Genomic DNA, 22,085 nt, shown 5'->3' with positions numbered 1-22,085 from the left:
GAGCGCGGCGGCCCGCGGCAGCGGGACGGCCGTGATCCCGTCGCTCCGGAGGTAGATCGCCTGCTGCCGCCGGGTGAGCTTCGTGAAGTAGGCGAAGCGCCTCGTGCGGGGCGAGCGCGCGGGGCCGGTGGCTCCGCTCGTCAGGGCCGCTGCCCTGCGACGATGCCGCGGCGGCGAAGACCCGCGACGGCGCGTGGGCCGAAGCCGACCTCGCGCAGCACCTCGTCGGTGTGCTGGCCCAGCACGGGCGGCGGGCCGGCATCGGGGGCCTGGGTGTCGGAGAAGCGGAGCGGCGGGCCCATCATGCGCAGCCGGCCGACCTCCGGGTGGTCATAGGTGACGATCATCCCGAGCTGCTGCACGGCGGGATCGTCCATGCACTCCAGCAGCGTCCGGGTGCCCGCTGCCGGGATGTCGTGGTCCGCGAGGACCTTCAGCCACTCGGCGCGCGGCCGGGAGGCGAAGGTCGCCTCCAGCAGCGGCATGAGCGCCTCGCGGTTGTCCAGTCTCAGGAGCCAGGAGCCGAAGCGCGGGTCGTCGATGAGGTCGGGGCGGCCGATGACCTGGCAGAGCTTGCCCCAGAAGGCCTGGTTGCCGCAGGCGAGGAAGAACCACTCGCCGTCGCCCGCGCGATAGAGGCGATAGGTCGGGTTGTCGCGGAAGACGTGCTGCTTGCCCGCATAGTCGACCACGTTGCCGGACTGCAGCGCCAGCACGCCCTGGAGCAGCGAGGTCTCGACGCGCTGGCCGCGGCCGGTGCGCTCGCGGGCGAAGAGCGCGGCCAGGATCGCCTGGCAGGAGAGCGCGGCCGTGTAGTAGTCGGTGACCGCGATGCGCATGTACTGCGGCGGCCCCCCGAAGCCCTGGATCGCCATGACCCCGCCCATGGCCTGGGCGAGGGGATCGAAGCCGGGGCGGTCGCGGTACGGCCCCTCGGAGCCGAAGGCGGTGGCGGAGGAGTAGATGATCCGCGGGTTCCGCCGGCGCAGGTCCCTGTAGCCCACGCCGAGCCGGTCGGCCACGCCCGGGCGCATGTTCTCCATCGCCACGTCCGCGGTGCGCGCGAGGCGGTGGGCGATGGCGCGGCCGTCCGGTGTCTTCAGGTTGACGGCGATGGAGCGCTTGCCGCGGTTCCAGCCGAAGAAGCCCGGCAGCTCGCGGAAGGAGTCGCCCTCGAGCGACTCGACCTTGATGACGTCGGCCCCGAGGTCGGCCAGCATCATGGCCGCGTAGGAGCCGGCGATGTAGGAGGTGAGGTCGATCACCCGCACGCCCCTGAGCGGGCCCCCCTCGCCCCGGGCCCCTGTCCCCTTGGCTCCCCCCCGGCGGGCGAGGGGGTGCCGACGGCCTGGAGATGTCGTCTCGCGCGGCGCTCGCTTCATCGGGCTCCGGCGACGTGGCGGGCGACCAGCTCCCGGTGGAACTCGGCGTCGCCGAAGAGGGGCTCCAGCGCCTTGGCGCGCTTCATGTAGAGGTGGAGATCATACTCCCAGGTGAACCCGATGCCCCCGTGCACCTGGATGGCGTCCCCGCAGGCCCGCCGCGCGGACTCGCTCACGTAGGACTTGCAGATGGAGGCCGCGACGGCGGCGTCCTCGGCCCCCGCTTCCAGCGCCCAGGCGGCGTAGTACACCGCCGAGTGGGAGTTCTCCGTCTCCAGCAGCATCTCGGCGCAGCGATGCCGGATGGCCTGAAAGGAGCCGATGGGCTGGCCGAACTGCTCGCGCACCTTCGCGTACTCCACGCTCATGTCGACGCACCGGCGCGCGGCGCCCAGCATCTCGGCGGAGGCGCAGACGGCGGCCCGCCGGAGCAGGGCCTCGAGCAGCGGGCCGGCGCCGCCCGGCTGGCCGACGACGGCGTTGGCCCCCACCCCGACGTTCTCGAGCCGCAGCTCGGACCAGCGGCTGCCGAGGTCGATGCCGACCATGCGGCTGAGCGTGACGCCCGCCTGCCTCGGGTCCACGAGGAAGAGCGACAGCCCCTCGGGGCCGCGGGCCGGCACCAGCACGACGTCGGCCACATGCGCCCACGGCACGAACCGCTTCAGCCCCGAGACCTTCCAGCCGTCGCCGGACCTGACCGCGGTGGCCGTCGTGGAGGCGGGATCCCAGTCGAGCGTCTCCTCGATCAGGGCGGCGGTGGCGCGCTTCTCGCCGGACGCGATGGCCGGGAGCCACGTGTCCTTCTGCCCGCCCGAGCCGCCCAGCAGGAGCCCGACGCCCCCCAGGACCACGCTGGGGAGATAGGGGCCGGGATAGGCGGCGCGTCCCAGCTCCTCGATGGCGATCGCCAGCTCGACCATGCCGAGGCCGGCGCCGCCATGCTTCTCGGGGAAGGGCAGGCCGAGCCAGCCGAGCTTCGCCATCTCGCTCCAGAGCCCCGGATCGTACCCGCGCGGATCGTGCATCATGGCCCGGACGTGCGCGGGCTTGCACTGCTCGTCGAGGAAGGCGCGCACCGAGTTGCGGAGGAGGACCTGGTCTTCGCTGAAGGAGAAGTTCATCGGGCGCCTCCGACGCGGTCGGCGCGCGTTTCCTTGGGGAGCCCCAGGATGCGCTCCCCGATGACGTTCTTCTGGATCTCCGAGGAGCCAGCGTAGATCGTGCCGGCGCGCGACCAGAGGAAGGCGTAGGCCCAGGTCCCCTGCTCGCCCACGGCGGTGTCGATTTCGAGCCGGAGCTCCTCGGGCGCGCCTTCGGTGAGCTGGCCGTAGGGCCCCAGGATCTCCATCGCGAGCTCCATGAAGCGCTTCTCGAACTCCGAGTAGGAGAGCTTGCTCAGGGAGCCGCCGGCGCCGGGGTGCTCGCCCCGCTCGAGCAGCGTGAGCATCCGGAGCGCGCCGTAGCGCTCCACCTCGAGCTCGGCCCAGATGCGCCCGAGCTTCTGGCGGATGATGGGATCGTCGACGAGCGGACGGCCGTGCCGCCGGATCCGCCGGGCCGCCTCCACGAGCCGGCCGTACTGCGAGGCGTAGCTCGTGATGCGGGCCAGCGCGCGGCCCCCGCGCTCGTAGCCGAGCGTCGTCTGGGCGATGGCCCAGCCCTCGCCGAGCCGGCCGACCTGATCCGACTTCTCGACGCGGGCGTTGGTCATGAACACCTCGGAGAACTCCGACGACCCGGTGATCTGCTTGAGCGGCCGCACCTCGACGCCCGGCTGGCGCATGTTCATGAGCAGGCACGTGATGCCCTTGTGCTTGGCCACGGCCGGGTCGGTGCGGGCCAGGAGCAGGCCCCAGTCGGCGATGGAGCCGGCGCTGGTCCAGGTCTTCTGCCCGTTGACGATGAAGTGGTCGCCCCTGTCCTCGGCGCTGGCCCTGAGCGCGGCCAGGTCGCTGCCCGCGTTGGGCTCCGAGTAGAGCTGGCACCACAGCTCCTCCGCCATGAGGATCTTCCTGAGGTACCGCTTCTTCTGCGCCTCGGTGCCATGGACCACGATGGTGGGGCCCACGATGCCGAGCCCGAGGGCGTTCGTGGGAGCCGGGGCGCAGGCCCGCGCCAGCTCGTCGGCCACGATGGCCTGCTCCATGGGCCGCGCGTCGCCTCCCCCGTACGCCTTCGGCCAGCCCATGCCCAGGTAGCCGGCCTCGCAGAGCTTGCGGTGCCAGGCGCGCCGCTCGTCGAGCGTGCGGATCGGCGTCCGCGGCAGGTTCTGCTCGAGCCAGGCGCGCACCTTCTTGCGGAAGGCGGTGTCCTCGGCGGTGTAGTTGAGATCCATGGGGAGCCTCCTGGGTGTCGAGGGACGCGGTCACCCGTTATCTAGCACGCCGGCGGGAAGACGGTCAACCGGCCTCCGCACCCTTTCCCGACGCCGAGGCGAGTGCTACAGTGGCCGCGAGTACCCCTCAAGATGGGCCGACGAGATGGAGACGAGCCAGTCGCTGGACTCTCGCGCCGATCGGGACGATGACCTGCCGTGACCGGGCCGCGAGCGACCGGTCCGCCGGCGCGAGCTGAATGTTTCGCCCCGGCCCCCCGCGTGTCTCGTTCGGATCGGTCCCCGTCTGGTTGCCGCTCTCGGCCTTCGCCCTCGTCGCCCTCCTCCTCGCCGCCGGGGTCGCGGTCGGGATCCAGTACGAGCGGCACCGGCTCCTGGCCTCGGGACTTCCCGTTCCCCCACCGGATCCCTCCAGCCTCGTCCGGGGGCTGAGCTGGCCGGAACTGGTCGCGACCTTCGCGGCGCTCCTCGTGCTCGCCGCCATCGGCATCGTCCTGTTCGGCGCCTACCAGAACTACCGGGCTGTCGCCGAGACGTTCGAGCGCGTCAAGAGCCTGATGCGGAACATCCTGGAGAGCATCCCGACGGGCGTCCTGACCCTCGACGCGGGCGGCGCCGTCACCTCGCTGAACGGCCCGGGCGAGCGCCTGCTGGGTCTCCGGGCCTCCGCGATCCGGGGCCGGCCCGTGGGCGAGGCCTTGCAGGCCGTCCCGGAGCTCACGGCGTGGGTCCTCGGCGCCCTCGCAGGAGATCGCCTTCATCAGGAGCGCGACTTCGCGTTGACGGCGGAGGGAAGCCGGCGGGCGACCGTGCGCGCCTCGGCGTCGGACCTGCGGGACGAGTCCGGCGAGACGGACGGCCTGGTGGTGCTGCTCCGCGACATCACGGAGGTGAGCCGGCTCGAGCTGCAGCTCCGGAGATCCGACAAGCTGGCCGCGCTGGGGACGCTCGCTGCCGGCGTCGCCCACGAAGTGAAGAACCCGCTCCACGCCCTGGGCCTGAACCTCCATCTGCTCCAGGCCGAGCTCGCGCCCGGGCCGCCTCCCGGGGCCGCGATCCGCGGGTATTTCGACGTCCTCCGATCCGAGCTGCAGCACCTCGATCGAATCGTGGAGAACTTTCTCCGCTTCTCGAAGCCCCTGGTGCCCGAGTTCAAGCCGGTGGAGATCGCTGGCCTCGTCGAGCGTGTGCTCGGCCTGGTCGCATTCGAGGCTGCCAGCCACGGCGTCGCCATCGAGAGCCGTCTCGATCCCGCGCTCACGAGGATCCTCGGTGACGAGGGACAGCTCTCCCAGGTGTTCCTCAACGTGATGATCAACGCGCTACAGGCCATGCCGAACGGGGGGGCCCTCGCGGTGACGACGCGACGGGATGGCGGCTGGGCCGAGGTGAGCGTCAGGGACACGGGGCCCGGGATTGCCGAGGACGTTCTTCCCCACGTGTTCGATCCGTACTTCACGACGCGGCCCAGCGGGGTCGGCCTCGGCCTGGCCATCGCTCACCGGATCGTGCAGGGGCACGAGGGCAGCATCGATGTCGAGAGCCAGCTCGGGAGCGGGACCACGATGATCATCCGGCTCCCGCTCAGTGAGGTCGGGAGACCTCGCGAGGAGGGGTGATGGCCGGTCGCGTCCTCGTCGTCGACGACGAGCGCAACATCCGCGAGGCGCTCGCCAGGCTCCTCGAGAAGGCGGGCCACGAGGTGGGGGCGGCCGCCAGCGGCGAGGAGGCGCTCGCGGCGCTCCAGGACGGGGGGGTCGAGCTGGTGATCACCGACCTGCGCATGGTCGGGACCGGGGGCCTCGAGGTCCTCAAAGCGGCCAAGCAACACTTCCCGGAAGCGGAAGTCGTCCTCCTCACCGCCTACGGGAGCGTCGAGAGCGCCGTCGAGGCGATGAAGCTGGGCGCCTACGACTATCTCGTGAAGCCCGTCGATCCGGAACGGCTGCTGCACCTCGTGGCGAAGGCCCTGGAGCACAGGGCCCTGAAGCAAGAGGTACGGGAGCTCCGAGAGCGCGTCGCGATCAAGACCGCCTTCGGCCTGATCGTGGGCCGCAGTGTGCAGATGCGGAAAGCCCACGAGACGGTGCGGCAGGTGGCGCCCACGCTGGCCACGGTCCTCATCATGGGCGAGTCGGGGACGGGCAAGGAGCTCGTGGCACGGGCCATCCACAGCCGGAGCCCGCGGCGCGGGGGCCCCTTCGTGACGCTGAACTGCGGGGCCCTGCCGGAGACGCTGGTCGAGTCGGAACTGTTCGGCTACGAGCGGGGTGCCTTCACGGGCGCCGCCGGCACCAGGGCCGGGCGTGTCGAGCAGGCGAACGGCGGGACCCTGTTCCTGGACGAGGTCGGCGAGATGAGCCCCAAGACACAGGTCGATCTCCTCCGGGCGCTTCAGGAGCGGGAGGTCCGCCGGCTCGGAGGGGACCGGCCGAAGACGGTCGACGTCCGCTTCATCGCCGCGACGAACAAGGACCTCGCCGAGGCCGTGAAGACCGGCGCCTTCCGCGAGGACCTCTACTACCGGCTGGCCGTGGTGCCCATCACCCTGCCTCCCCTTCGCGACCGGTCCGAGGACATCCCCCTGCTCGCCACGGTGTTTCTTCGGGAGTTCTGCACCCAGTACGGCTGCTCCGAGAAGTCCTTCTCGGCCACGGCGCTCCAGATGCTCCGTGGGTACGCCTGGCCCGGCAATGTCCGGGAGCTCCGAAATGTCGTGGAGCGGCTGGTCGTCACCGTCGGGGCTCGCCTCATCCGCCCCATTCACCTGCCCTCCACCGTCATGACCGGGTCAGCGCCGGAGCGAAGCATCACCATCCCGCTGGGGCTCCCCCTCCACGCGGTCGAGGAGCAGGTGATCCGGAAGACGCTCCAGGACGTCACCTCGCACCGCGAACGGGCCGCCAAGACTCTCGGGATCAGCGCGCGGGCCCTGCACTACAAGCTGCGCCGGTATCAGATCGAGTAGCCGGCTCTCCCGTCCGAGGGAGCCGCAGACGACCGCTGCAACTCTTGCACCCGTCCCGCGGCCGCCGGCGCGCTCACGGGCCGCGGCGGGAGCGGATCGGCCAGGTCAGCGGCCGGTTCTGCGAGAGGCAGCGGATCACGCCCGCCCGATGACCGAGCCGCGCGTACGCAGCCACGAGGGCGAGCCGTACGACGCAGGCCTCCACCTCGATGCGGAGCGTCCGGACGAGGGGGATGCCTGCGGCCTCGGCGCGGGTCAGCAGGATGAGTGCCGTCTCGAGGTGGCGCACGGCCAGCCGAGCATTCCCGGCGTGGAAGTGGCTGATCCCGAGCATGCGGTGAAGGGTCGGATCCCGCGGACGCTGCTCGAGCAGCGATGAGAAGGCGCGCGTGGCCCGTGCTGGGCGGCCCGCGGCGAGGTATTCGAGCGCATGGCGGTACGCCGCGTCCCGACGGTCCGCTTCGTGCGCGAGCGCGTCGAGCGCGCGGTCAGCCGCGTCGAGATACTCCTGTCGGGTCACGACCGGATCGAACGCGATCGGCAGGCGCCCGAAGAAGTACCCCATCACCGATCCTCCCGTTCCTGGACAACTGCAGCCGCATCGCCGCGAGCTGGAGCCGTGGGACGGGTCACTCGGCGGCCTCCCCGGCCACATGAAGCCACGCCTCGGTCCGCCCGTGCCCCTGGGCACCACCATCCGGGGGCGCGGCGCCGAGGCGGAGGGACCCCTGGCATCCGCAAAAAATGCAGCCGATGACCTGGCCATCCTGCGCCGTCACCCGCTGCCAGCTCTGCCCGCACATCCCGCACGTGATGACATAGATCATGTGGTTGCGGGCCCCTCCGCCCCGCGGGGTCGTGCCTGACAGTTGGGTCATGAGCATTCGCCCTCCTCTGCCGGTGCGACCGCGACAACCGGCATCGTGCGCGCCCAGAACGTCGCCCGGGGATGGCGGCCCGCCGCGGCGGGCGCGCGAGGCCCGCGGCCGCTCGAGAGGCGCCCCATCGTCCAGACGACCAGCAGGGGCCGCCAGCTGTCCGGGGGAGTTGCTGTGACGAACGGGCCGAACGGGATCACGCCGTCACTCAGCGCCACGAAGACCAGGAAGCGGCAGGGCTCGCCCGGCGTGCGGTAGATCGACAGCCCGGCCACCGAGGGTTCTGCCGATACCGCGCGCGACAGGTCAAGGAAGCCCGTGAGCGTGTCCTGCTCCCGGCCCGCTGCCGGCGCCACCTCGAGGCTCCAGACCCGACAGCGCGGCACCGGGTAGTGGTAATAGCCGTCGACGATCTCGAACGGCTGCGAGACAGGCCCGTCCACGAGGGTCGTCGCCCAGGTGGCGGCCCCCTCCGCTTCGAGGAAGCGTTCGCATCCCGGAGCGGTGGGGCGATCCTCGATCCAGACGACGCGATCGACCCTGTCGGCGTACTGGCAGATCTGCACGGCATCCAGGGTGCGCTGCTGGATCATCCGGGTCGCAAGATCTCGCAGGCGGTCCAGCAACTCGCGCTCCCGTCCCGGCCGAGCGCCAAACACCCTCAAGAGCATGGTGGGATACCCCCATCGAACTTGTCGGCAAGGGGCGTGCCATCGTGGACGAGCAATGGAAAGGGCAGGGGGATCACCCGGTTACGAGGCGGAAGACCGCGGGCGTCCCGGGACCGCTCGGCAGATGACCGCAGGATTTGCGGCCGTCCTCGCCTCCCGGGTTGACAGGTCGTATATATTGACAATTCGTATATATCGTTATATTAAAGAGAGCCTATGAAGCAGTCGGCACCCGGCGGGCAGCTCCACGTCTTCAAGGCGGAGTTCTTCAAGGCGCTGGCCCACCCGGTGCGCATCCGCATCCTCGAGATCCTCGTCAGCGGCGGACGCAGTGTGCACGAGCTCCAGGAGGCGCTCGGCCTCGACCAGCCCACGGTCTCCCAGCAGCTCGCGGTGCTCAGGGCCAAGAACATCGTCGAGACCTCCAAGGAGGGCACGGGGGTGCGGTACGCCGTGCGTGACGCCTCCCTCCGGGAATTCCTCGACGCCGCCCGCCGCATCTTCGACAACCAGCTCATCGGCACGCAGACGATGCTTCGCGAGCTCCGCCGGGAGGCGCGCCGCCGGTAGATGCGCCTCCTCTCGAAGATCTTCCGGGTCGGCCTCGTGACCGAGCCCCTGCCGCCGGGCGGGGCCGACGTCGTCCGCCTCCTCCACGAGGTCGATGCGCGCGCCCGGCGGCTCTTCGGCCGCGCCGTCGCCATCCGGGAGGTGGACGCCGGCTCGTGCAACGGGTGCGAGCTCGAGATCACCGGGCTCACGAGCCCCGTGTACGACAGCGAGCGCTTCGGCATCCACTTCGTCGCCTCGCCCCGGCACGCCGACATGCTCCTGGTGACGGGCCCCGTGACGCGCAACATGGCGGTGCCGCTGCTGAAGACCTACGAGGCGACGCCGGCGCCCAAGCTCGTGGTGGCGGTGGGGGAGTGCGCGCGGACCTGCGGGGTCTTCCAGGGCAGCTACGCCGTGGCCGGCAGCGTGGACCAGATCATCCCGGTCGACGTGTCCGTCGACGGATGCCCCCCGGAGCCGACCGCCATCCTCCAGGGCATCCTCGCCGCGATCGGCCGCCGATGAGCGCTTGCGCGAAGAGGCCCGGCCGCCACACTGAAGTCACTCACGTTCGGGTAACGCAGTGATCCGGCTGCGCCTCGTCCCGGCCATGCCCCTCGCGCGGGGAAGGTGAGATGGCCCCCGAGCAGCTCCTCGTCGCGGTGACCCTGTCGGCGTATCCGGCCGGCGCGCTCGCGGCGCTCGGGGTCCGTGGAGCGGCCGGGCGCGGCCTCGTCGCCGGCTGCGCGTTCCTGGGCGCCGTGGCCGGGCTGCTGCTGGGCGCCGTCTGTCTCGGCGCCGGGCTCGCGCCCACCGTCACCGCTCCGTTCCTGCCGCTGACCGGCGTCGCCCTTCGCATCGACGGCCTGAGCGCGTTCTTCCTCATCCTCATCGGCGTGGTCGGCGCCGCGGTCGCCCTGTACGGCTTCGGCTACTCGGCCGCGTACCAGGGGCGCTACTCCCTCCGCCGGCTGGGCGCGCTGCTGAACGTCCTGCTGCTCTCCCTCACCGTGCAGGTGATGGCCGACAACGCGCTCACCTTCCTCATGACGTGGGAGACCATGTCGCTCGCGGCCTACCTGCTGGTGCTCACGGAGCACGATCGGCCGGGGACGGTCCGGGCCGCCACCTGGTACCTCGCCGTCACGCATGCCGGCTTCGCCGCCCTCGTGGCGATGTTCTTCCTGCTGTCTGCGGGCGAGCTGACGACCTCCTTCGCGGCGATGCGCTCGGTCTCCCTGGCTCCGCTGGTCCGCGACGCGGCCTTCGTGCTGGCGCTGGTCGGCTTCGGCGCCAAGGCGGGCGTCGTCCCGGTGCACGTGTGGCTGCCCATGGCGCATCCGGTCGCCCCGAGCCACGTCTCGGCGCTGATGTCCGGCGTGGTGATCAAGATGGGCGTCTATGGCCTCCTCCGCGTGACGATCGACCTGCTCGGGGGTGGGCCCCCGTGGTGGGGCGGTCTCGTCCTCGGCGTGGGCACCGTCTCGGCGCTCCTCGGGGTGCTCTACGCCCTGATGGAGCACGATCTCAAGCGGCTGCTCGCCTTTCACTCCGTCGAGAACATCGGCATCATCTTCATCGGGATCGGCGCGGGCTTGATGTTCCAGAGCTACGGGCTGACGACGCTCGCCACCCTGGGCATCGTCGGCGGCCTGTATCACACGATCAATCACGCCTGCTTCAAGGGGCTGCTGTTCCTCGGGGCCGGATCGGTGCTCCACGCGACGGGCACGCGCAACATGGAGGAGCTGGGCGGGCTGATCAGGCGGATGCCGCGGACCGCGTTCTTCTTCCTCGTCGGCGCCTGCGCGATCTCGGCACTGCCGCCGCTCAACGGGTTCGCCTCCGAGTGGCTGGTCTTCCAGGCCCTGCTCGGCGGGTCGGCGATCCCCCAGCCGGAGGTCGCGGTGATCATGCCGATCGCGGTGGCCATGCTGGCCCTCACCAGCGGTCTGGCCGCGGCCTGCTTCGTCAAGGCGTTCGGGATCACGTTCCTGGCGATCCCGCGATCTCCGGAAGCCGCGCACGCGCACGAGGCCCCGCCGTCCATGCAGGTCGGGATGGTCTCGCTGGTGCTGATGTGCGTGGGGCTCGGGCTGGCGCCGTTCGCCGTGGTCCCGCTCCTCGGGTCGAGCCTCGCGGGGCTCGGGGGCCTCGCCCCCACCGCGGTGACGTTCACCCTGGCCCTGCCCCTCCGCGTGCCGGGCACCTTCGGGCAGATGTCGGCTCCGCTCCTGGCGCTCGGGCTCGCCCTGCTGCTGGCCCTCGTCCCCCTGGCGCTGTGGCTCCTGGGCGCCAACCGGCGGCTGCGCGTGGGTGACACGTGGGGCTGCGGCCGCATCGGCCAGACGGCGCGCATGGAGTACACCGCCACCGCCTTCGCCGAGCCGTTGAGGCGCATCTTCGCCGAGCTGTACCGGCCATCCCAGGATCTGTCGATCGACTTCCACCCGGCGTCGAAGTACTTCGTGCAATCGATCGAGTACCGGAGCGAGATCCACCCGTGGTTCGAGCGGGTTCTCTACGCCCGGCTGCTGCAGGGCCTCCGCAGCGCGGCCACGGGGGTCCGCCGGCTCCAGGGGGGCTCGGTGCACCTCTACCTCGTGTACATGACGCTGGCGTTGCTGGTGCTGCTCACGGCGGCGAGGTGGGGGCGGTGATCGGGTACGTGCTCGAGGGGGCGCAGGCGGCGCTGGCGCTCCTGCTGGCGCCGGGCCTCGTGGGGCTGGTCCGCTGGATGAAGGCGCGGCTGCAGAACCGCCGCGGCGCGCCCGTCTGGCAGCCGTACCGGGAGCTGGGCAAGCTGTTCCGGAAGGAGGTCGTCGTCTCGAGCACCGCGTCCTGGCTCTTCCGGGCGGCGCCCTTCGTCGTCTTCGCGAGCGCCGTGGCGGTCACGTTCCTCGTGCCGATCCTCGCGGTGCCGCTGCCGTTCGACGGGGTCGGCGACCTGCTCGTCGTCGTCTACCTCCTCCTGCTCGGCACCTTCTTCCTGTCCCTCGCCGGACTGGATCCGGGCTCGCCGTTCGGGGGGATGGGCGCCAGCCGCGAGATGACCGTCGCCGCGCTGGCCGAGCCCACCATCGCGCTGGCGATCTTCGCCCTCGCCCTCGGCGCGGGCTCGACCAACCTCGGCCAGATCGTGGCGCGCACCATGGCCGATCCGGGGGCGGCCCTGAGCCCCGGGCACCTGCTCGCCTTCGGCGCCCTCTTCATCGTGACCCTGGCCGAGACCGGGCGGCTCCCCATCGACAACCCGGCCACGCACCTCGAGCTGACGATGATCCACGAGGCGATGGTCCTCGAATACTCGGGGCGCTACCTCGCCCTCATCGAGTGGGCGGCGGCGGTCAAGCTGCTGATCTTCTTCTCCTTGCTCGGCAACCTCTTCGTGCCGTGGGGTGTGTCCGTCGCCTTCACGCCGGCGGCGGTCGCCGTCGCCGTGGCCAGCCTGCTGGCCAAGCTGGTGGTCCTGGCAGGGGCCGTCGCGCTGCTCGAGACGCGCATCGCGAAGCTCCGGCTCTTCCGGGTGCCCGAGCTGCTGAGCGCCTCGTTCGTGCTGGCCCTGCTCGCGGTCACCTCGTCGTTCCTCCTGAGGTAGCACATGGAGAGCGTCTTCTCCCAGCTCTGTGTCCTCGGCTCGAGCCTGGTGCTCATCTTCGGGCTCATCCTGCTGTGGCGGCGGGGCGTCACCGCCTACATCAACGCCTTCCTGTGGCAGTCCACCGTGCTGTCCGGCGTGACGGCGACCGTCGGCTACTTCGGCCACGACCCCGAGCTCTACTGGGTCGCGGGAGGCCTCTTCCTGCTCAAGGGGGTCGCGATCCCGCGGCTCCTCCGGCGGATGGAGCGGCGCTTCGCGGCCGAGCGCGAGCTGGAGCCGTACGTCAACACGGCGACCTCGCTGGTCGTCTCCGGGCTGCTCGTGCTGTTCGGCTATGCCATCACGCGGCCGCTCGTCGCGCTGAGCCAGCTGCCGACACGGGCGGGCATGCCGCTCGCCATGGGGCTGGTGCTCGTGAGCCTGTTCGTCGTGCTGAGCCGGAAGAAGGCGCTGACCCAGGTCATCGGGTTCCTGATGCTCGAGAACGGGCTGGCGCTGCTGGCGGTCCTGGGGACGTACGGGATCCCCCTGATCGTCGAGCTCGGCGTGTTCCTGGATGTGCTCATGGGATTCCTCGTCATGCAGATCTTCATCTATCAGATCCACGAGACCTTCGAGAGCATCGACGTGGAGCAGCTCAACCGCCTGCGGCACTGAGGGGACAGGGTCGATTTGCTTCGCCATACTTCGTTACTCGGTCGCCAGCGACGCTCAACGTACAGGGAGGACGCCTCGCGTCGCTGGCTCCCTCGGGCCTCGTCTGGCTCGCAACTCGACCCCGTCCCACGGGCCATGGTGACGGGCCCCCGCACCGAGCGATCATGAGCGTGTTCAGCCTGCTCCTGGGCCCGCCGCTGGCGAGCGCGCTCCTGGCCGTGGCGGTGACGCCCTACCGGCGTTTCGTCGGATGGGCGAATGCCCTGCTGTCCCTCCTCTCTCTCGGCGCGTCGGTCGCCCTCTGGGGTCACATCCTCGCGGGGGACGTGCCGACCTCGGGCCCCGGGGAGTTCCTGCGGGCCGACGCGCTCTCGACCTTGCTCGCGCTCTGCGTCAGCGTGGTGGGGGCGCTGGCCGCCTGGCTCGGCCCGGGGGTGGGCGGGGACGACGGCTACGACGGGGCCCAGGCCCGGCGGTTCCGCATCTTCGGCAACCTGTTCGTGTTCACGATGCTGTTCGCGGTGACCTCGAACAACGTCGGCTTCATGTGGATCGCCATCGAGGCGACCACGATCACCTCCGCCCTGCTCATCCCGCTCCACGTGACGAAGGCCTCGGTCGAGGCCTCCTGGAAGTACATCCTGATCGGCTCCGTCGGCATCGCCCTGGCGTTCGGGGGGACGGTGCTGAGCTACTTCGACTTCGTCAACCTGGCCGGCCACCGCGAGGGGGCGCTGAACTGGACGGTGCTGATGGCCTCGGCGTCGCGCCTCCACCCGCAGGTGATCCAGCTCGCCTTCGTCTTCATCCTCGTCGGCTACGGCACGAAGGCGGGGCTGGCCCCCATGCACACGTGGCTCCCGGACGCCCACTCGGAGGCGCCCGCGCCCCTGTCCGCGATGATGTCCGGGGTGCTCCTCGCGGTCGCGCTGTACGCGGTGATCCGGTGGGAGGCGGTGGCGAACGCCGCGGTGGGGACGCGGTTCACGGACGGGCTCTTCATCGCCCTCGGCATCCTCTCGCTCGTCATCGGGGCGTTCAGCCTCGTGATCCAGCGGAACTACAAGCGCATGCTCGCGTATTCCAGCATCGAGCACACGGGCCTGATCTGCGTGGGGCTGGCGCTGGGCCCCCTCGGGACCTTCGCCGCGATGCTGCACCTGCTCAACCACACGCTGGCGAAGTCGATGATGTTCTTCCTCGCGGGGCGGGTGCTCCAGCGGTACCGCACCACCGAGATCGGCCGGGTATCCGGCCTCCTCACGGTGATGCCGTGGACGGGCCGCCTGTTCGCGGCCGGGGTGCTGGCCGTCGTCGGCTTGCCCCCCTTCGGCCTGTTCATCTCCGAGTTTGCGCTCTTCCGCGCGGGCTTCGCGGCCGGCCGGCCGTGGCTGATGGGACTCGTCCTGGTCCTGCTCGTCGTGGCGTTCGTCTCCATGATCGGCCATCTCAACCGGATGCTGTACGGCGCGCCGGCGCCGGGCGTCACGGTGGGAGAGGGAAACGGCTGGCCGCTGGTCCCGCTCGGCGTGTGCGCGGCGGCCCTCGTCGTCCTGGGGCTCACGCTGCCCGCCCCGCTGCAGGAGCTGCTGGCGGGGATCGTGGAGATCGCCGGGCGATGACCCGTCTGTCCGAGCTCAGGGAGGCGCTGACCGACCGGCTCGCCGATCGCGTGGCCGAGCTGCGCGTGGTGCGCGGCAACGAGCTGCACTGCTCGGTCCGCGCACTCGACGTCGCCGCCCTGGCCGCCCTGCTCCGCAGCGGGTTCGGCGCCGAGCTGGTCTTCATGGCCGCCGCGGACCGGCGCGCGGACCGCGGGGTCTTCGAGGTCCATTACCTCTTCACGCCCGAGCGGGAACCCTGGTTCCTCCACGCCACCGCCGCCGTGCCCGCCGACGCCCCCGCGCTCGGCTCGCTCGCCACGTTCCACTATCCGGCCTCGCGCTTCGAGCGCGAGATCTACGATCTCTTCGGCATCGCGGCCGAGGGCCACCCCGACCCCCGGCCGCTCGTGCGCCACGGCTTCTGGCCGGCGGATTACTTCCCGCTCCGGAAAGATGCCGGCCGGCGCGAGTTCAGCGACGACGGGCAGGCCTTCCCCTTCACCGAGGTGGGCGGTGAGGGCGTGTACGAGATCCCCGTGGGGCCGGTCCACGCCGGCGTGATCGAGCCGGGCCATTTCCGGTTCAGCGTCGTGGGCGAGACGATCATCGACATGAAGGCCCGGCTCTACTTCACCCACAAGGGCACCGAGAAGCTCTTCGAGGGCCGGCAGCCCGCCGCCGGGGTGGAGCTGGCCGAGCGCATCTCGGGCGACACCACCGTGGGCCACTCGCTCGCCTTTTGCCAGGCGCTGGAGGCGGCGGCCGGGGTGGCCGTGCCGGCGCGCGCCGCATACCTGCGCGTCGTGCTCCTGGAGATGGAGCGGCTCTACAACCACGTGGCCGACGTCGGCATGATCGCCAACGACACGGGGTATGCGGTGGCGCACTCCCACTGCTTCCGGATCCGGGAGCGGCTCCTGCGGCTGAACAAGCGGCTGACCGGGAACCGGCTCCTCCGCGGCGGCATCGTCCCCGGCGGCGTCGGCGCGGACCTGCCGGCGGGGCTGGACCTGGTGGCCGAGGTGGAGGCCGCCCTGCGCGACTTCGAGGAGATCGTCGGGCTGACCCTCGAGAACACGCTGGTCATGGACCGGCTCGAGGGCACCGGCCGCCTGACCACCCGGACCGCTCGCGACCACGGCGTCCTCGGCTACGTCGCGCGCGCCTCCGGGATCGACGCCGATGTCCGCCGGGACCACCCGTTCGCCGCCTACGCCAGCCTCTCCTTCCGCGTGCCCGTCCTCGACTCCGGGGACGTCAAGGCCCGGACCCTGGTGCGGATCGAGGAAGCGCGCGAGTCGGTCACGCTGATCCGCCAGGCGGTGGCACGGTTGCCGCGGGGGCCGCTGGCCGCCCCCCTGGGCGCGCTGCCCGCCTTCGCGCCCGCCTTCTCCATGGTCGAGGGGTGGCGCGGCGCCATCATCCACTGGGTCATGGCGGGCGCCGACGGGAGGCTCTGGCGTGTCAAGATCCTCGACCCGTCGTTCCTCAACTGGCGGCCCCTGTCCTACGCCCTGCTGAAGAACATCGTCCCGGACTTCCCGCTCTGCAACAAGTCCTTCAACCAGTCCTACTCGGGCAACGACCTGTGACGCCGAAAGGTATACTCGAGGCATGAACCGGACCCTGCTCATCGTGCTCGGCGGGATCGCGCTCGTGGTGCTCGGCGGGATCGGGTGGGCCGTCGGCGTCAACAACGACCTGGTGGCCCGCGACCAGGACGTGAAGGAGAAGTGGGCCCAGGTGCAGAACGTCTATCAGCGGCGGGCCGATCTCGTGCCGAACCTGGTGGAGACGGTCAAGGGCTTCGCGGCCCAGGAGCGCACGGTGCTGGAGGAAGTCACGCGGGCCCGGGCCAGCGTGGCGGGGATCAAGGCCACGCCCGAATTGCTCAACGACCCGCAGGCGCTGCAGAAGTTCCAGCGGGCGCAGAGCGAGCTGGGCGGAGCGCTCTCCCGGCTGCTGCTGGTCGTGGAGCGCTATCCGGAGCTCAGGAGCAACCAGAACTTCCTCGCCCTCCAGAGCCAGCTGGAAGGCACCGAGAACCGCATCACCGTCGAACGCCGGCGCTTCAACGAGGCGGTCCGCGGCTACAACACGCGTCTCCGGCTCTTCCCGGGCAGTCTCGTGGCCTCGTTCGCCGGCTTCAGGGAGAAGACCTTCTTCGAGGCGGCGCCGGGCAGCGAGGCCGTCCCGAAGGTGAAGTTCTGATCGCCGTCCGGGCGGCCGCAGTCCATCCCGTGCCGTGCTCCCGCGCCTCCTGACCGCCCTCCTCCTGCTGGCTCTCTGCGCGAGCGCGGCTGCGGCGGCGCTCAGCGTCCCCCCGCCCCCCGCCCGGCGCGTCAACGACTACGCCGGCGCCCTGCCGCCCGCGGAGCGGGAGCGTCTGGAGCAGACGCTCGCGGCGCGCGAGCGGGAGAGCCGCAACCAGGTCGTGGTGGCCATCTTCCCGGCGCTCTCGGGCGAAAGCCTGGAGGACTACTCGATCCGCCTCGCCCAGGCCTGGCGCATCGGCCAGAAGGGCCTCGACAACGGCGTCATCTTCCTCGTCTTCCTCCAGGACCGGAAGATGCGCCTCGAGGTCGGCTACGGGCTCGAAGCCACCCTCACCGACGCCCTCAGCGCCGCCATCATCCGTGACGTGGTGGCGCCGCGCTTCCGCCAGGGGCGGATCGCCGACGGCGTCAGCGACGGGCTCGACGCCATCGACCGGGCGATTGCCGGGACGTATCGAGGCGGCCCGCCATCCCCCGCGCCGCGGGGCCTGCTCCCGCTCATCCCCTGGGCGATCGGTATCGGAGTCGTGGTGATGGTCCTCGCGACGCTGGTGATGGGGCTCAGGGAGAGGGCGGATGCACGCCGCTACGGGTGGACCGGCGGGGCGACGGGCTGGCACTCCGCGAAGACGCGCGCCGGGCGCCGCTCGGGCAGCACCGTCTGGCCGTGGTTCGGCGGCGGGCTCGGCGGCGGCTTCGGGAGCGGAGGATTCCGTGGCGGCGATGCCGGGGGCGGCTTCGCCGGGGGCGGCGGCGGCTTCGGCGGCGGCGGCGCGAGCGGGAGCTGGTGATGGCGCGCCATCCACGCTGGGTCCGCCGGTTCCTGAGCGGCGCCGATCTCGACGAGGTGGCCCGTGCCGTCACCGAGGCGGAGACCCACACGGCAGCCGAGATCCGCGTGCACCTCGACGCCCGGTGCGCGGGCGATCCGCTGGCGCAGGCCGTCAAGGTGTTCGATCGCCTTGGCATGTATCGGACGGCCGAGCGCCACGGAGTCCTGATCTACATCGCCGTCGGGGACCGGAAGCTGGCCGTGATCGGGGACACCGGGATCCACGAGCGGGTGGGGGAGGAGTACTGGCGACGTCTCGCGGCCTCGATCACGTCGCACTTCAGGGAGGCGCGCGCCCGCGACGGGCTCATCCACGCGGTGCGCGAGCTGGGTGAGGCGCTCGGCCGCCACTTTCCCCGGCGCCCGGGGGACGCCAACGAGCTGAGTGACACGGTGAGCGCCGGCTAGCGTCCCGTCCCGGCACGAGACACTCGGGGGACGCGGCCCGGAGCCCGGGCTAGGTCGCGCCGAGCCGTGCGGCCACCGGCGCGTGATGCGCCGCGGCCGTCTTGACCGGGAGCCAGACTCCGGTGCGGTGAGGGGCGAGCCCGCGCCGGTCGCACTGTCGCCGGTCCTGGTGGCGCATCTCGCGGCGTTGACGCCGTTGCGCCGCGCGCCGGTCCCGGATCACCAGCACCTCGGGGTCGCCCTCGAACTTCTTCTCGAGCCAAGCGTGCAGTTCGTAGTCGAAGCGGGGGACGATCAGCATGAGCCGCTCCTGCATCGCCATGCCTACCTCCTGTTCTCGAGGGGCAATGCCGGCGCCATGCTGCCACGCGGGGACCACGACCGTCAATAGTTTTCACCACGACGGCACAGGACACGACGACTGGCAGGTCCGGGCGCAGGAGGCGGAGGGGCGGGGACATGCGCCCGGGCGAGTGAGAGAACTTCTTTCGGTTGGGAGCGTCTTCCCTGGAATGGCCGCCGAGGAGGCGGGTCCATGGTCAGGCGCCGTCAGCCAGTCTCCAGCAGGTACGCCTCCGCGGCGGCCAGGCCCGCCCCGAGCGGCACGGGCAGGCCGAAGGAGCGGAGCGTCATCTCCACGCCGGCGAGCCCACCCAGGAGCTCGAGCTCGTTGAGGCTGCCGAGGTGCCCGATACGGAAGACTTTCCCCTTGACGGCCCCGAGGCCCACGCCGAGAGACATGCCGAGCGCCTTGTTGGCGTGGGCGATGTAGGCGCCGGAATCCGAGCCTGCCGGCATCACGACGGCGGTGAGCGTGTTCGACTGCTCCGCGGGGTCGCGGCAGAGGATCTCGAGCCCCATGCCCCGCACGGCCCGGCGGCAGGCCTCGGCCAGGCGCGCGTGGCGCCGGAAGACGTTCGCGAGCCCCTCCTCGCCGAGCATGAGGAGCGCCTCGCGCAACCCGAAGAGCAACGCCGTGGCCGGCGTGTAGGGGAATTCCCCAATCCGGTTTCGCTCGAGGACAGGCGCCCAGTCCCAGTAGGAGCGGGGGCAGCGGGCCTTCTCGCCGGCGGCGAGCGCCTTGTCACTGACGGCGAGGATGGCCATCCCTGGCGGGAGCATCAGCCCCTTCTGCGGCCCGGTGAGCGCCACGTCCACGCTCCACTCGTCCATGCCGAAGTCGATGGCGGCCAGGGAGGAGACCGTGTCGACGAGCAGGAGCGCGGGGTGCCGGGCGGCGTCCATGGCCAGCCGGAGGGCGGCGATGTCGGAGGTGGCGCCCGTGGAGGTCTCGTTGTGCACCGCCAGCACGGCGCGGATCTGCTGGGTCCCGTCCTCCCGGAGGCGCCTCTCCACCTCGGCGGCGGGGATCCCGTCGCCATAGGGCACCTCGAGCCTGTCCACCTCGATGCCGTAGGCGGCGGCCACCCGGGCGAAGCCCGTCGAGAAGTGGCCGTTGACGCAGGCGAGCACGCGGTCCCCCGGCGAGAGCGTATTGACCAGCGCCGCCTCCCACGCCCCCGTGCCCGAGCCGGGGTAGAGGACGATGTGGCCGCGCTCCGTCTGGAACACGCCCTTGAGCCCCTCGAGGCACTCGCTGACGAGGGCGGCGAAGCGCGGCCCCCGATGGTCGATGATGGACTCGGACATGGCCCGCACGATGCGCTCGGGCACGAGCGTGGGGCCGGGGATCTGCAGGAACGGCCGCCCGGGCCTGCTCATGGTTGCACCCACGTTTCGGAGAAGGCGAGGAAGGCGGTGCTGCTGCGGCGACCGACGAAGTCGCGCGGAACGGGCTGGCCCCTGAGCGGCCGTCCGTTCACCCGGGCATTCACCCGCTCGGCCTCGACGAAGAGGCTCCACATCTCGTGGCGCCCCGTGGCCGACTTCTCCGGGGGCAGGGCCACCAGGAACGGCTCGCCGAGGCCCTCCCAGGCGAGCGTGGCCTCGACGCCGTCCCCCTTGACCCACTCCACGTGGCTCGCGCGCTGATCGCCCGAGGTCGCCACGCCCTCGAGCTTCCGGTAGACCATGGCGTCGAGCGCCGTGACGCCGCGGAAGGCGCCGAAGTGGGCGACGAAGCCCTGGACGAGCCAGCGGGCCAGCGGCTCGTTGTCGGTGACGCAGACATTGAGCGCCTCCGGCAGGCTCCGGTCGAGCAGCGGCGCCTCGAGGAGCACGAGGGCATGGCCGCGGCCGTGGGGCGAGAGGACGACGCGGAAGAAGCTCACGAGCGTGACGAAGGGGCCGTCGGCCTCTTCCTTCAGATACATGCCGGGGTTCTCCCCCGACCAGTCCACCTTACCTGGATGGATCGGCGTGCGTGTCGTCATGGCGCCCTATCATACACGCCTGGCGCGGGCGGTGACAGCCAGCGCCGCGGTGCTCAACCCGTTCCCCTCGCCGGCTGTCAGAGCTCGGGGCGGCCCGCATCAGGAATTTTCCCGACATTCCCTTCGATCGCCCTGTGCAGGGGGCAGCCGCGGTAGTGGTGCCCCAGCGCGCCGGCACCCCCAGAGCCTTCGCGAATCGCCGTTGCCCGGTCCGGGCCCATGCTCTATAGTTGCCGCGTCCCGACCGAGAAGGGAGCCCGCGCATGACCTTTCGAGGCTCGCTCGCGCCGCTAGCGTCCCCGGTCGGAGGCTGGCCATCACGGGCCCCGTGGTCCGCGAGTCCCGCCCTCCCGAAGTCCCCAAGCCTCGCCTGCTCTGGGTCGAGCTGCCGGCCGCGCCGCTCACGGAGTATCCGAACCGTCCAGGCACTCCTCGGGCACGGGGATGCATCCACCACAATGATCTACATGCACGTCCCCAACCGCGTCCCCGCCGGCGTCCGGAGCCCGGCCGACCGGATGTCCGCGCCGTGACGGGCCGGGCGACACCCGCGGGCGCATGCGTCAAGATACGCTGCGCGATCTCGCAGCCTGTCCCGGCGTCGCCACGTGTGCTGGATGGATCGCAAGATGCGGACATCTTGGAGCCGGATGCGGCCAGGACACCTGGCGGGGTTGTCGCCAAGTGAGGGGTGCGTGGATCCTCGTCGGCGTAATCCTGGCGTTGCCCGGTTGCGCGGGCATGAACCCGAATCCAGGGGAACGTACAGCGGATATGGCGTGGGAGCGCCAAGACTATCAGCGGGCGCTTTCCGTCATTCGGACGGCGGCTGAGCGTGGTCAACCGTGGGCACAGCTTCGGCTCGGCGTCGCCTATGAGCTCGGTGTAGGGGTCGCCAAAGATACCCGCGAGGCTCTGGCATGGTATCGAAAGGCGGCAAGGCAGACCGCCGAAGGCGGGTGGGCCGAAGGCAGGCTCGTTGGGGCAATGGGGCGGCCAGGGTACTTCAATCAGAACAGCGATGCACTCATCGCCCAACACCAGATTGCCGGTATCTATTTCCGCGCAGAGGGCGTCACCAAGGACCTCGCTGAAGCCTATTTGTACGCCAAGAATGTTGCCGAGAAGACCCAGGGCCGAAGTCTGTTCTACTGCTGTGAGTTCTCTCGCGCGCGCTACATCACCGCCGAGGCTATTGCCGAATCGCTTTCCAAGATCGAGGGCGCAATGACATCCGATGACAGGAAGCGGGCCGAGGAGCGACGTGGGGCTTGGACGCCATGATTGAGCGGCGACGATGAATGACGGCCGGGGTGGTCCGCTGCGAGTGGAAATCGTGCATAGCCAGCCTAGTGTGCCGAACTCCGGGCGACCATCGCCGAAACCGCGGGTCGACGTCCGGGTACGGACGACGGCTCGAAATCACCGAGGCCCCAGGATGTGGCTGTCATTTCCCAAAAGCTTTCCCCCAGGCGTTTCTCAAACGATTCCACCACCCGGAGGGCCAGCGGCTGTTCTCTGTTTACGGCATTCGGAGCACTCCGTGCAAGGCCGTTTCTCGTTGACGGCGGTTTTCGAAGGCCTG

Annotated in this window: 22 protein-coding genes; 13 read left to right on the top strand and 9 right to left on the bottom strand. The window is 70.9% G+C overall.

The window, feature by feature from the left end:
• Window positions 1–140: 140 nt before the first annotated feature.
• The 3 genes from HYV93_03675 to HYV93_03665 all read right to left on the bottom strand — a co-directional run bounded on the left by HYV93_03675 (window position 141) and on the right by HYV93_03665 (window position 3,720).
• Window positions 141–1,265: a CoA transferase gene (locus HYV93_03675; GenBank protein ID MBI2525061.1), complete on the bottom strand. Its 1,125-nt coding sequence runs from the start codon at window positions 1,263–1,265 to the stop codon at window positions 141–143.
• 113 nt (window positions 1,266–1,378) lie between these two features.
• Window positions 1,379–2,506 (bottom strand): acyl-CoA/acyl-ACP dehydrogenase, encoded by a 1,128-nt coding sequence (locus HYV93_03670; GenBank protein ID MBI2525060.1) that lies wholly within the window; start codon window positions 2,504–2,506, stop codon window positions 1,379–1,381.
• Window positions 2,503–3,720 (bottom strand): acyl-CoA dehydrogenase family protein, encoded by a 1,218-nt coding sequence (locus HYV93_03665; GenBank protein MBI2525059.1) that lies wholly within the window; start codon window positions 3,718–3,720, stop codon window positions 2,503–2,505. The genes HYV93_03670 and HYV93_03665 overlap by 4 nt, the downstream gene beginning before the upstream one ends.
• 239 nt (window positions 3,721–3,959) lie before the next feature.
• Between HYV93_03665 and HYV93_03660 the strand changes: the two genes are divergently transcribed.
• Window positions 3,960–5,339: a PAS domain-containing protein gene (locus HYV93_03660; GenBank protein MBI2525058.1), complete on the top strand. Its 1,380-nt coding sequence runs from the start codon at window positions 3,960–3,962 to the stop codon at window positions 5,337–5,339.
• Complete coding sequence (locus tag HYV93_03655) at window positions 5,339–6,688, top strand: sigma-54-dependent Fis family transcriptional regulator (protein ID MBI2525057.1); 1,350 nt, start codon at window positions 5,339–5,341, stop codon at window positions 6,686–6,688. Before HYV93_03660 ends, HYV93_03655 begins: the two co-directional genes overlap by 1 nt.
• A gap of 73 nt (window positions 6,689–6,761) precedes the next feature.
• Here HYV93_03655 and HYV93_03650 read toward each other — a convergent pair whose 3' ends face one another.
• The 3 genes from HYV93_03650 to HYV93_03640 form a co-directional block, all read right to left on the bottom strand.
• Window positions 6,762–7,253 (bottom strand): hypothetical protein, encoded by a 492-nt coding sequence (locus HYV93_03650; GenBank protein MBI2525056.1) that lies wholly within the window; start codon window positions 7,251–7,253, stop codon window positions 6,762–6,764.
• 64 nt (window positions 7,254–7,317) lie between these two features.
• Window positions 7,318–7,566: a hypothetical protein gene (locus HYV93_03645; protein ID MBI2525055.1), complete on the bottom strand. Its 249-nt coding sequence runs from the start codon at window positions 7,564–7,566 to the stop codon at window positions 7,318–7,320.
• Window positions 7,563–8,237: a hypothetical protein gene (locus tag HYV93_03640; GenBank protein ID MBI2525054.1), complete on the bottom strand. Its 675-nt coding sequence runs from the start codon at window positions 8,235–8,237 to the stop codon at window positions 7,563–7,565. Before HYV93_03640 ends, HYV93_03645 begins: the two co-directional genes overlap by 4 nt.
• 216 nt (window positions 8,238–8,453) lie before the next feature.
• On the opposite strand from HYV93_03640, the gene HYV93_03635 reads away from it, so the two are divergent.
• The 10 genes from HYV93_03635 to HYV93_03590 all read left to right on the top strand — a co-directional run bounded on the left by HYV93_03635 (window position 8,454) and on the right by HYV93_03590 (window position 18,167).
• Window positions 8,454–8,807, top strand: coding sequence for a winged helix-turn-helix transcriptional regulator (locus HYV93_03635; protein ID MBI2525053.1), 354 nt, complete (start codon window positions 8,454–8,456; stop codon window positions 8,805–8,807).
• Window positions 8,808–9,314: an NADH-quinone oxidoreductase subunit B family protein gene (locus HYV93_03630; protein ID MBI2525052.1), complete on the top strand. Its 507-nt coding sequence runs from the start codon at window positions 8,808–8,810 to the stop codon at window positions 9,312–9,314.
• A gap of 110 nt (window positions 9,315–9,424) precedes the next feature.
• Window positions 9,425–11,449 (top strand): hydrogenase 4 subunit B, encoded by a 2,025-nt coding sequence (gene hyfB / locus HYV93_03625; GenBank protein ID MBI2525051.1) that lies wholly within the window; start codon window positions 9,425–9,427, stop codon window positions 11,447–11,449.
• Window positions 11,449–12,387 carry an NADH-quinone oxidoreductase subunit H gene (locus HYV93_03620; protein ID MBI2525050.1) on the top strand — a complete coding sequence of 313 codons (939 nt, stop codon included), beginning with the start codon at window positions 11,449–11,451 and terminating at the stop codon, window positions 12,385–12,387. The genes hyfB and HYV93_03620 overlap by 1 nt, the downstream gene beginning before the upstream one ends.
• 3 nt (window positions 12,388–12,390) lie before the next feature.
• Entirely contained in the window at window positions 12,391–13,047 is a 657-nt protein-coding gene (locus HYV93_03615; GenBank protein ID MBI2525049.1) for a hypothetical protein, read from the top strand.
• Between the two features lie 164 nt (window positions 13,048–13,211).
• Window positions 13,212–14,669: a hydrogenase 4 subunit F gene (locus tag HYV93_03610; protein MBI2525048.1), complete on the top strand. Its 1,458-nt coding sequence runs from the start codon at window positions 13,212–13,214 to the stop codon at window positions 14,667–14,669.
• Complete coding sequence (locus HYV93_03605) at window positions 14,666–16,243, top strand: NADH-quinone oxidoreductase subunit C (GenBank protein ID MBI2525047.1); 1,578 nt, start codon at window positions 14,666–14,668, stop codon at window positions 16,241–16,243. The genes HYV93_03610 and HYV93_03605 overlap by 4 nt, the downstream gene beginning before the upstream one ends.
• A 22-nt stretch (window positions 16,244–16,265) precedes the next feature.
• Complete coding sequence (locus tag HYV93_03600) at window positions 16,266–16,862, top strand: LemA family protein (GenBank protein ID MBI2525046.1); 597 nt, start codon at window positions 16,266–16,268, stop codon at window positions 16,860–16,862.
• A 64-nt stretch (window positions 16,863–16,926) separates the two neighbouring features.
• Window positions 16,927–17,718 (top strand): TPM domain-containing protein, encoded by a 792-nt coding sequence (locus HYV93_03595; protein ID MBI2525045.1) that lies wholly within the window; start codon window positions 16,927–16,929, stop codon window positions 17,716–17,718.
• Window positions 17,718–18,167, top strand: coding sequence for a TPM domain-containing protein (locus tag HYV93_03590; protein ID MBI2525044.1), 450 nt, complete (start codon window positions 17,718–17,720; stop codon window positions 18,165–18,167). The genes HYV93_03595 and HYV93_03590 overlap by 1 nt, the downstream gene beginning before the upstream one ends.
• Window positions 18,168–18,216: 49 nt before the next feature.
• On the opposite strand, the gene HYV93_03585 is transcribed toward HYV93_03590, so the two are convergent.
• The 3 genes from HYV93_03585 to HYV93_03575 all read right to left on the bottom strand — a co-directional run bounded on the left by HYV93_03585 (window position 18,217) and on the right by HYV93_03575 (window position 20,500).
• A complete protein-coding gene (locus tag HYV93_03585; GenBank protein ID MBI2525043.1) occupies window positions 18,217–18,489 on the bottom strand; it encodes a hypothetical protein in 273 nt (90 codons plus the stop codon).
• A gap of 227 nt (window positions 18,490–18,716) precedes the next feature.
• Window positions 18,717–19,889 (bottom strand): aminotransferase class V-fold PLP-dependent enzyme, encoded by a 1,173-nt coding sequence (locus HYV93_03580; GenBank protein MBI2525042.1) that lies wholly within the window; start codon window positions 19,887–19,889, stop codon window positions 18,717–18,719.
• Window positions 19,886–20,500 (bottom strand): hypothetical protein, encoded by a 615-nt coding sequence (locus HYV93_03575; protein ID MBI2525041.1) that lies wholly within the window; start codon window positions 20,498–20,500, stop codon window positions 19,886–19,888. Before HYV93_03575 ends, HYV93_03580 begins: the two co-directional genes overlap by 4 nt.
• A 741-nt stretch (window positions 20,501–21,241) precedes the next feature.
• Here HYV93_03575 and HYV93_03570 point away from each other — a divergent pair.
• Complete coding sequence (locus tag HYV93_03570) at window positions 21,242–21,784, top strand: sel1 repeat family protein (GenBank protein ID MBI2525040.1); 543 nt, start codon at window positions 21,242–21,244, stop codon at window positions 21,782–21,784.
• The last annotated feature ends 301 nt before the right edge of the window (window positions 21,785–22,085 follow it).

Source organism: Candidatus Rokuibacteriota bacterium (assembly GCA_016188005.1).
Classification (GTDB): domain Bacteria; phylum Methylomirabilota; class Methylomirabilia; order Rokubacteriales; family CSP1-6; genus UBA12499.
Note: the sequence above shows the minus strand (reverse complement) of the source record. Positions and strands in the feature narration are given on the sequence as shown.

Bases quoted from the DNA above. Each gene is read 5' to 3' on its own strand.
- HYV93_03645 (MBI2525055.1), bottom strand. From the start codon at position 7,566: ATGACCCAACTGTCAGGCACGACCCCGCGGGGCGGAGGGGCCCGCAAC.
- HYV93_03585 (MBI2525043.1), bottom strand. From the start codon at position 18,489: ATGGCGATGCAGGAGCGGCTCATGCTGATCGTCCCCCGCTTCGACTAC.
- HYV93_03640 (MBI2525054.1), bottom strand. From the start codon at position 8,237: ATGCTCTTGAGGGTGTTTGGCGCTCGGCCGGGACGGGAGCGCGAGTTG.
- HYV93_03610 (MBI2525048.1), top strand. From the start codon at position 13,212: ATGAGCGTGTTCAGCCTGCTCCTGGGCCCGCCGCTGGCGAGCGCGCTC.
- HYV93_03665 (MBI2525059.1), bottom strand. From the start codon at position 3,720: ATGGATCTCAACTACACCGCCGAGGACACCGCCTTCCGCAAGAAGGTG.
- HYV93_03615 (MBI2525049.1), top strand. From the start codon at position 12,391: ATGGAGAGCGTCTTCTCCCAGCTCTGTGTCCTCGGCTCGAGCCTGGTG.
- HYV93_03650 (MBI2525056.1), bottom strand. From the start codon at position 7,253: ATGGGGTACTTCTTCGGGCGCCTGCCGATCGCGTTCGATCCGGTCGTG.
- hyfB (MBI2525051.1), top strand. From the start codon at position 9,425: ATGGCCCCCGAGCAGCTCCTCGTCGCGGTGACCCTGTCGGCGTATCCG.
- HYV93_03630 (MBI2525052.1), top strand. From the start codon at position 8,808: ATGCGCCTCCTCTCGAAGATCTTCCGGGTCGGCCTCGTGACCGAGCCC.
- HYV93_03660 (MBI2525058.1), top strand. From the start codon at position 3,960: ATGTTTCGCCCCGGCCCCCCGCGTGTCTCGTTCGGATCGGTCCCCGTC.
- HYV93_03590 (MBI2525044.1), top strand. From the start codon at position 17,718: ATGGCGCGCCATCCACGCTGGGTCCGCCGGTTCCTGAGCGGCGCCGAT.
- HYV93_03580 (MBI2525042.1), bottom strand. From the start codon at position 19,889: ATGAGCAGGCCCGGGCGGCCGTTCCTGCAGATCCCCGGCCCCACGCTC.
- HYV93_03635 (MBI2525053.1), top strand. From the start codon at position 8,454: ATGAAGCAGTCGGCACCCGGCGGGCAGCTCCACGTCTTCAAGGCGGAG.
- HYV93_03600 (MBI2525046.1), top strand. From the start codon at position 16,266: ATGAACCGGACCCTGCTCATCGTGCTCGGCGGGATCGCGCTCGTGGTG.
- HYV93_03655 (MBI2525057.1), top strand. From the start codon at position 5,339: ATGGCCGGTCGCGTCCTCGTCGTCGACGACGAGCGCAACATCCGCGAG.
- HYV93_03570 (MBI2525040.1), top strand. From the start codon at position 21,242: ATGAACCCGAATCCAGGGGAACGTACAGCGGATATGGCGTGGGAGCGC.
- HYV93_03575 (MBI2525041.1), bottom strand. From the start codon at position 20,500: ATGACGACACGCACGCCGATCCATCCAGGTAAGGTGGACTGGTCGGGG.
- HYV93_03605 (MBI2525047.1), top strand. From the start codon at position 14,666: ATGACCCGTCTGTCCGAGCTCAGGGAGGCGCTGACCGACCGGCTCGCC.
- HYV93_03670 (MBI2525060.1), bottom strand. From the start codon at position 2,506: ATGAACTTCTCCTTCAGCGAAGACCAGGTCCTCCTCCGCAACTCGGTG.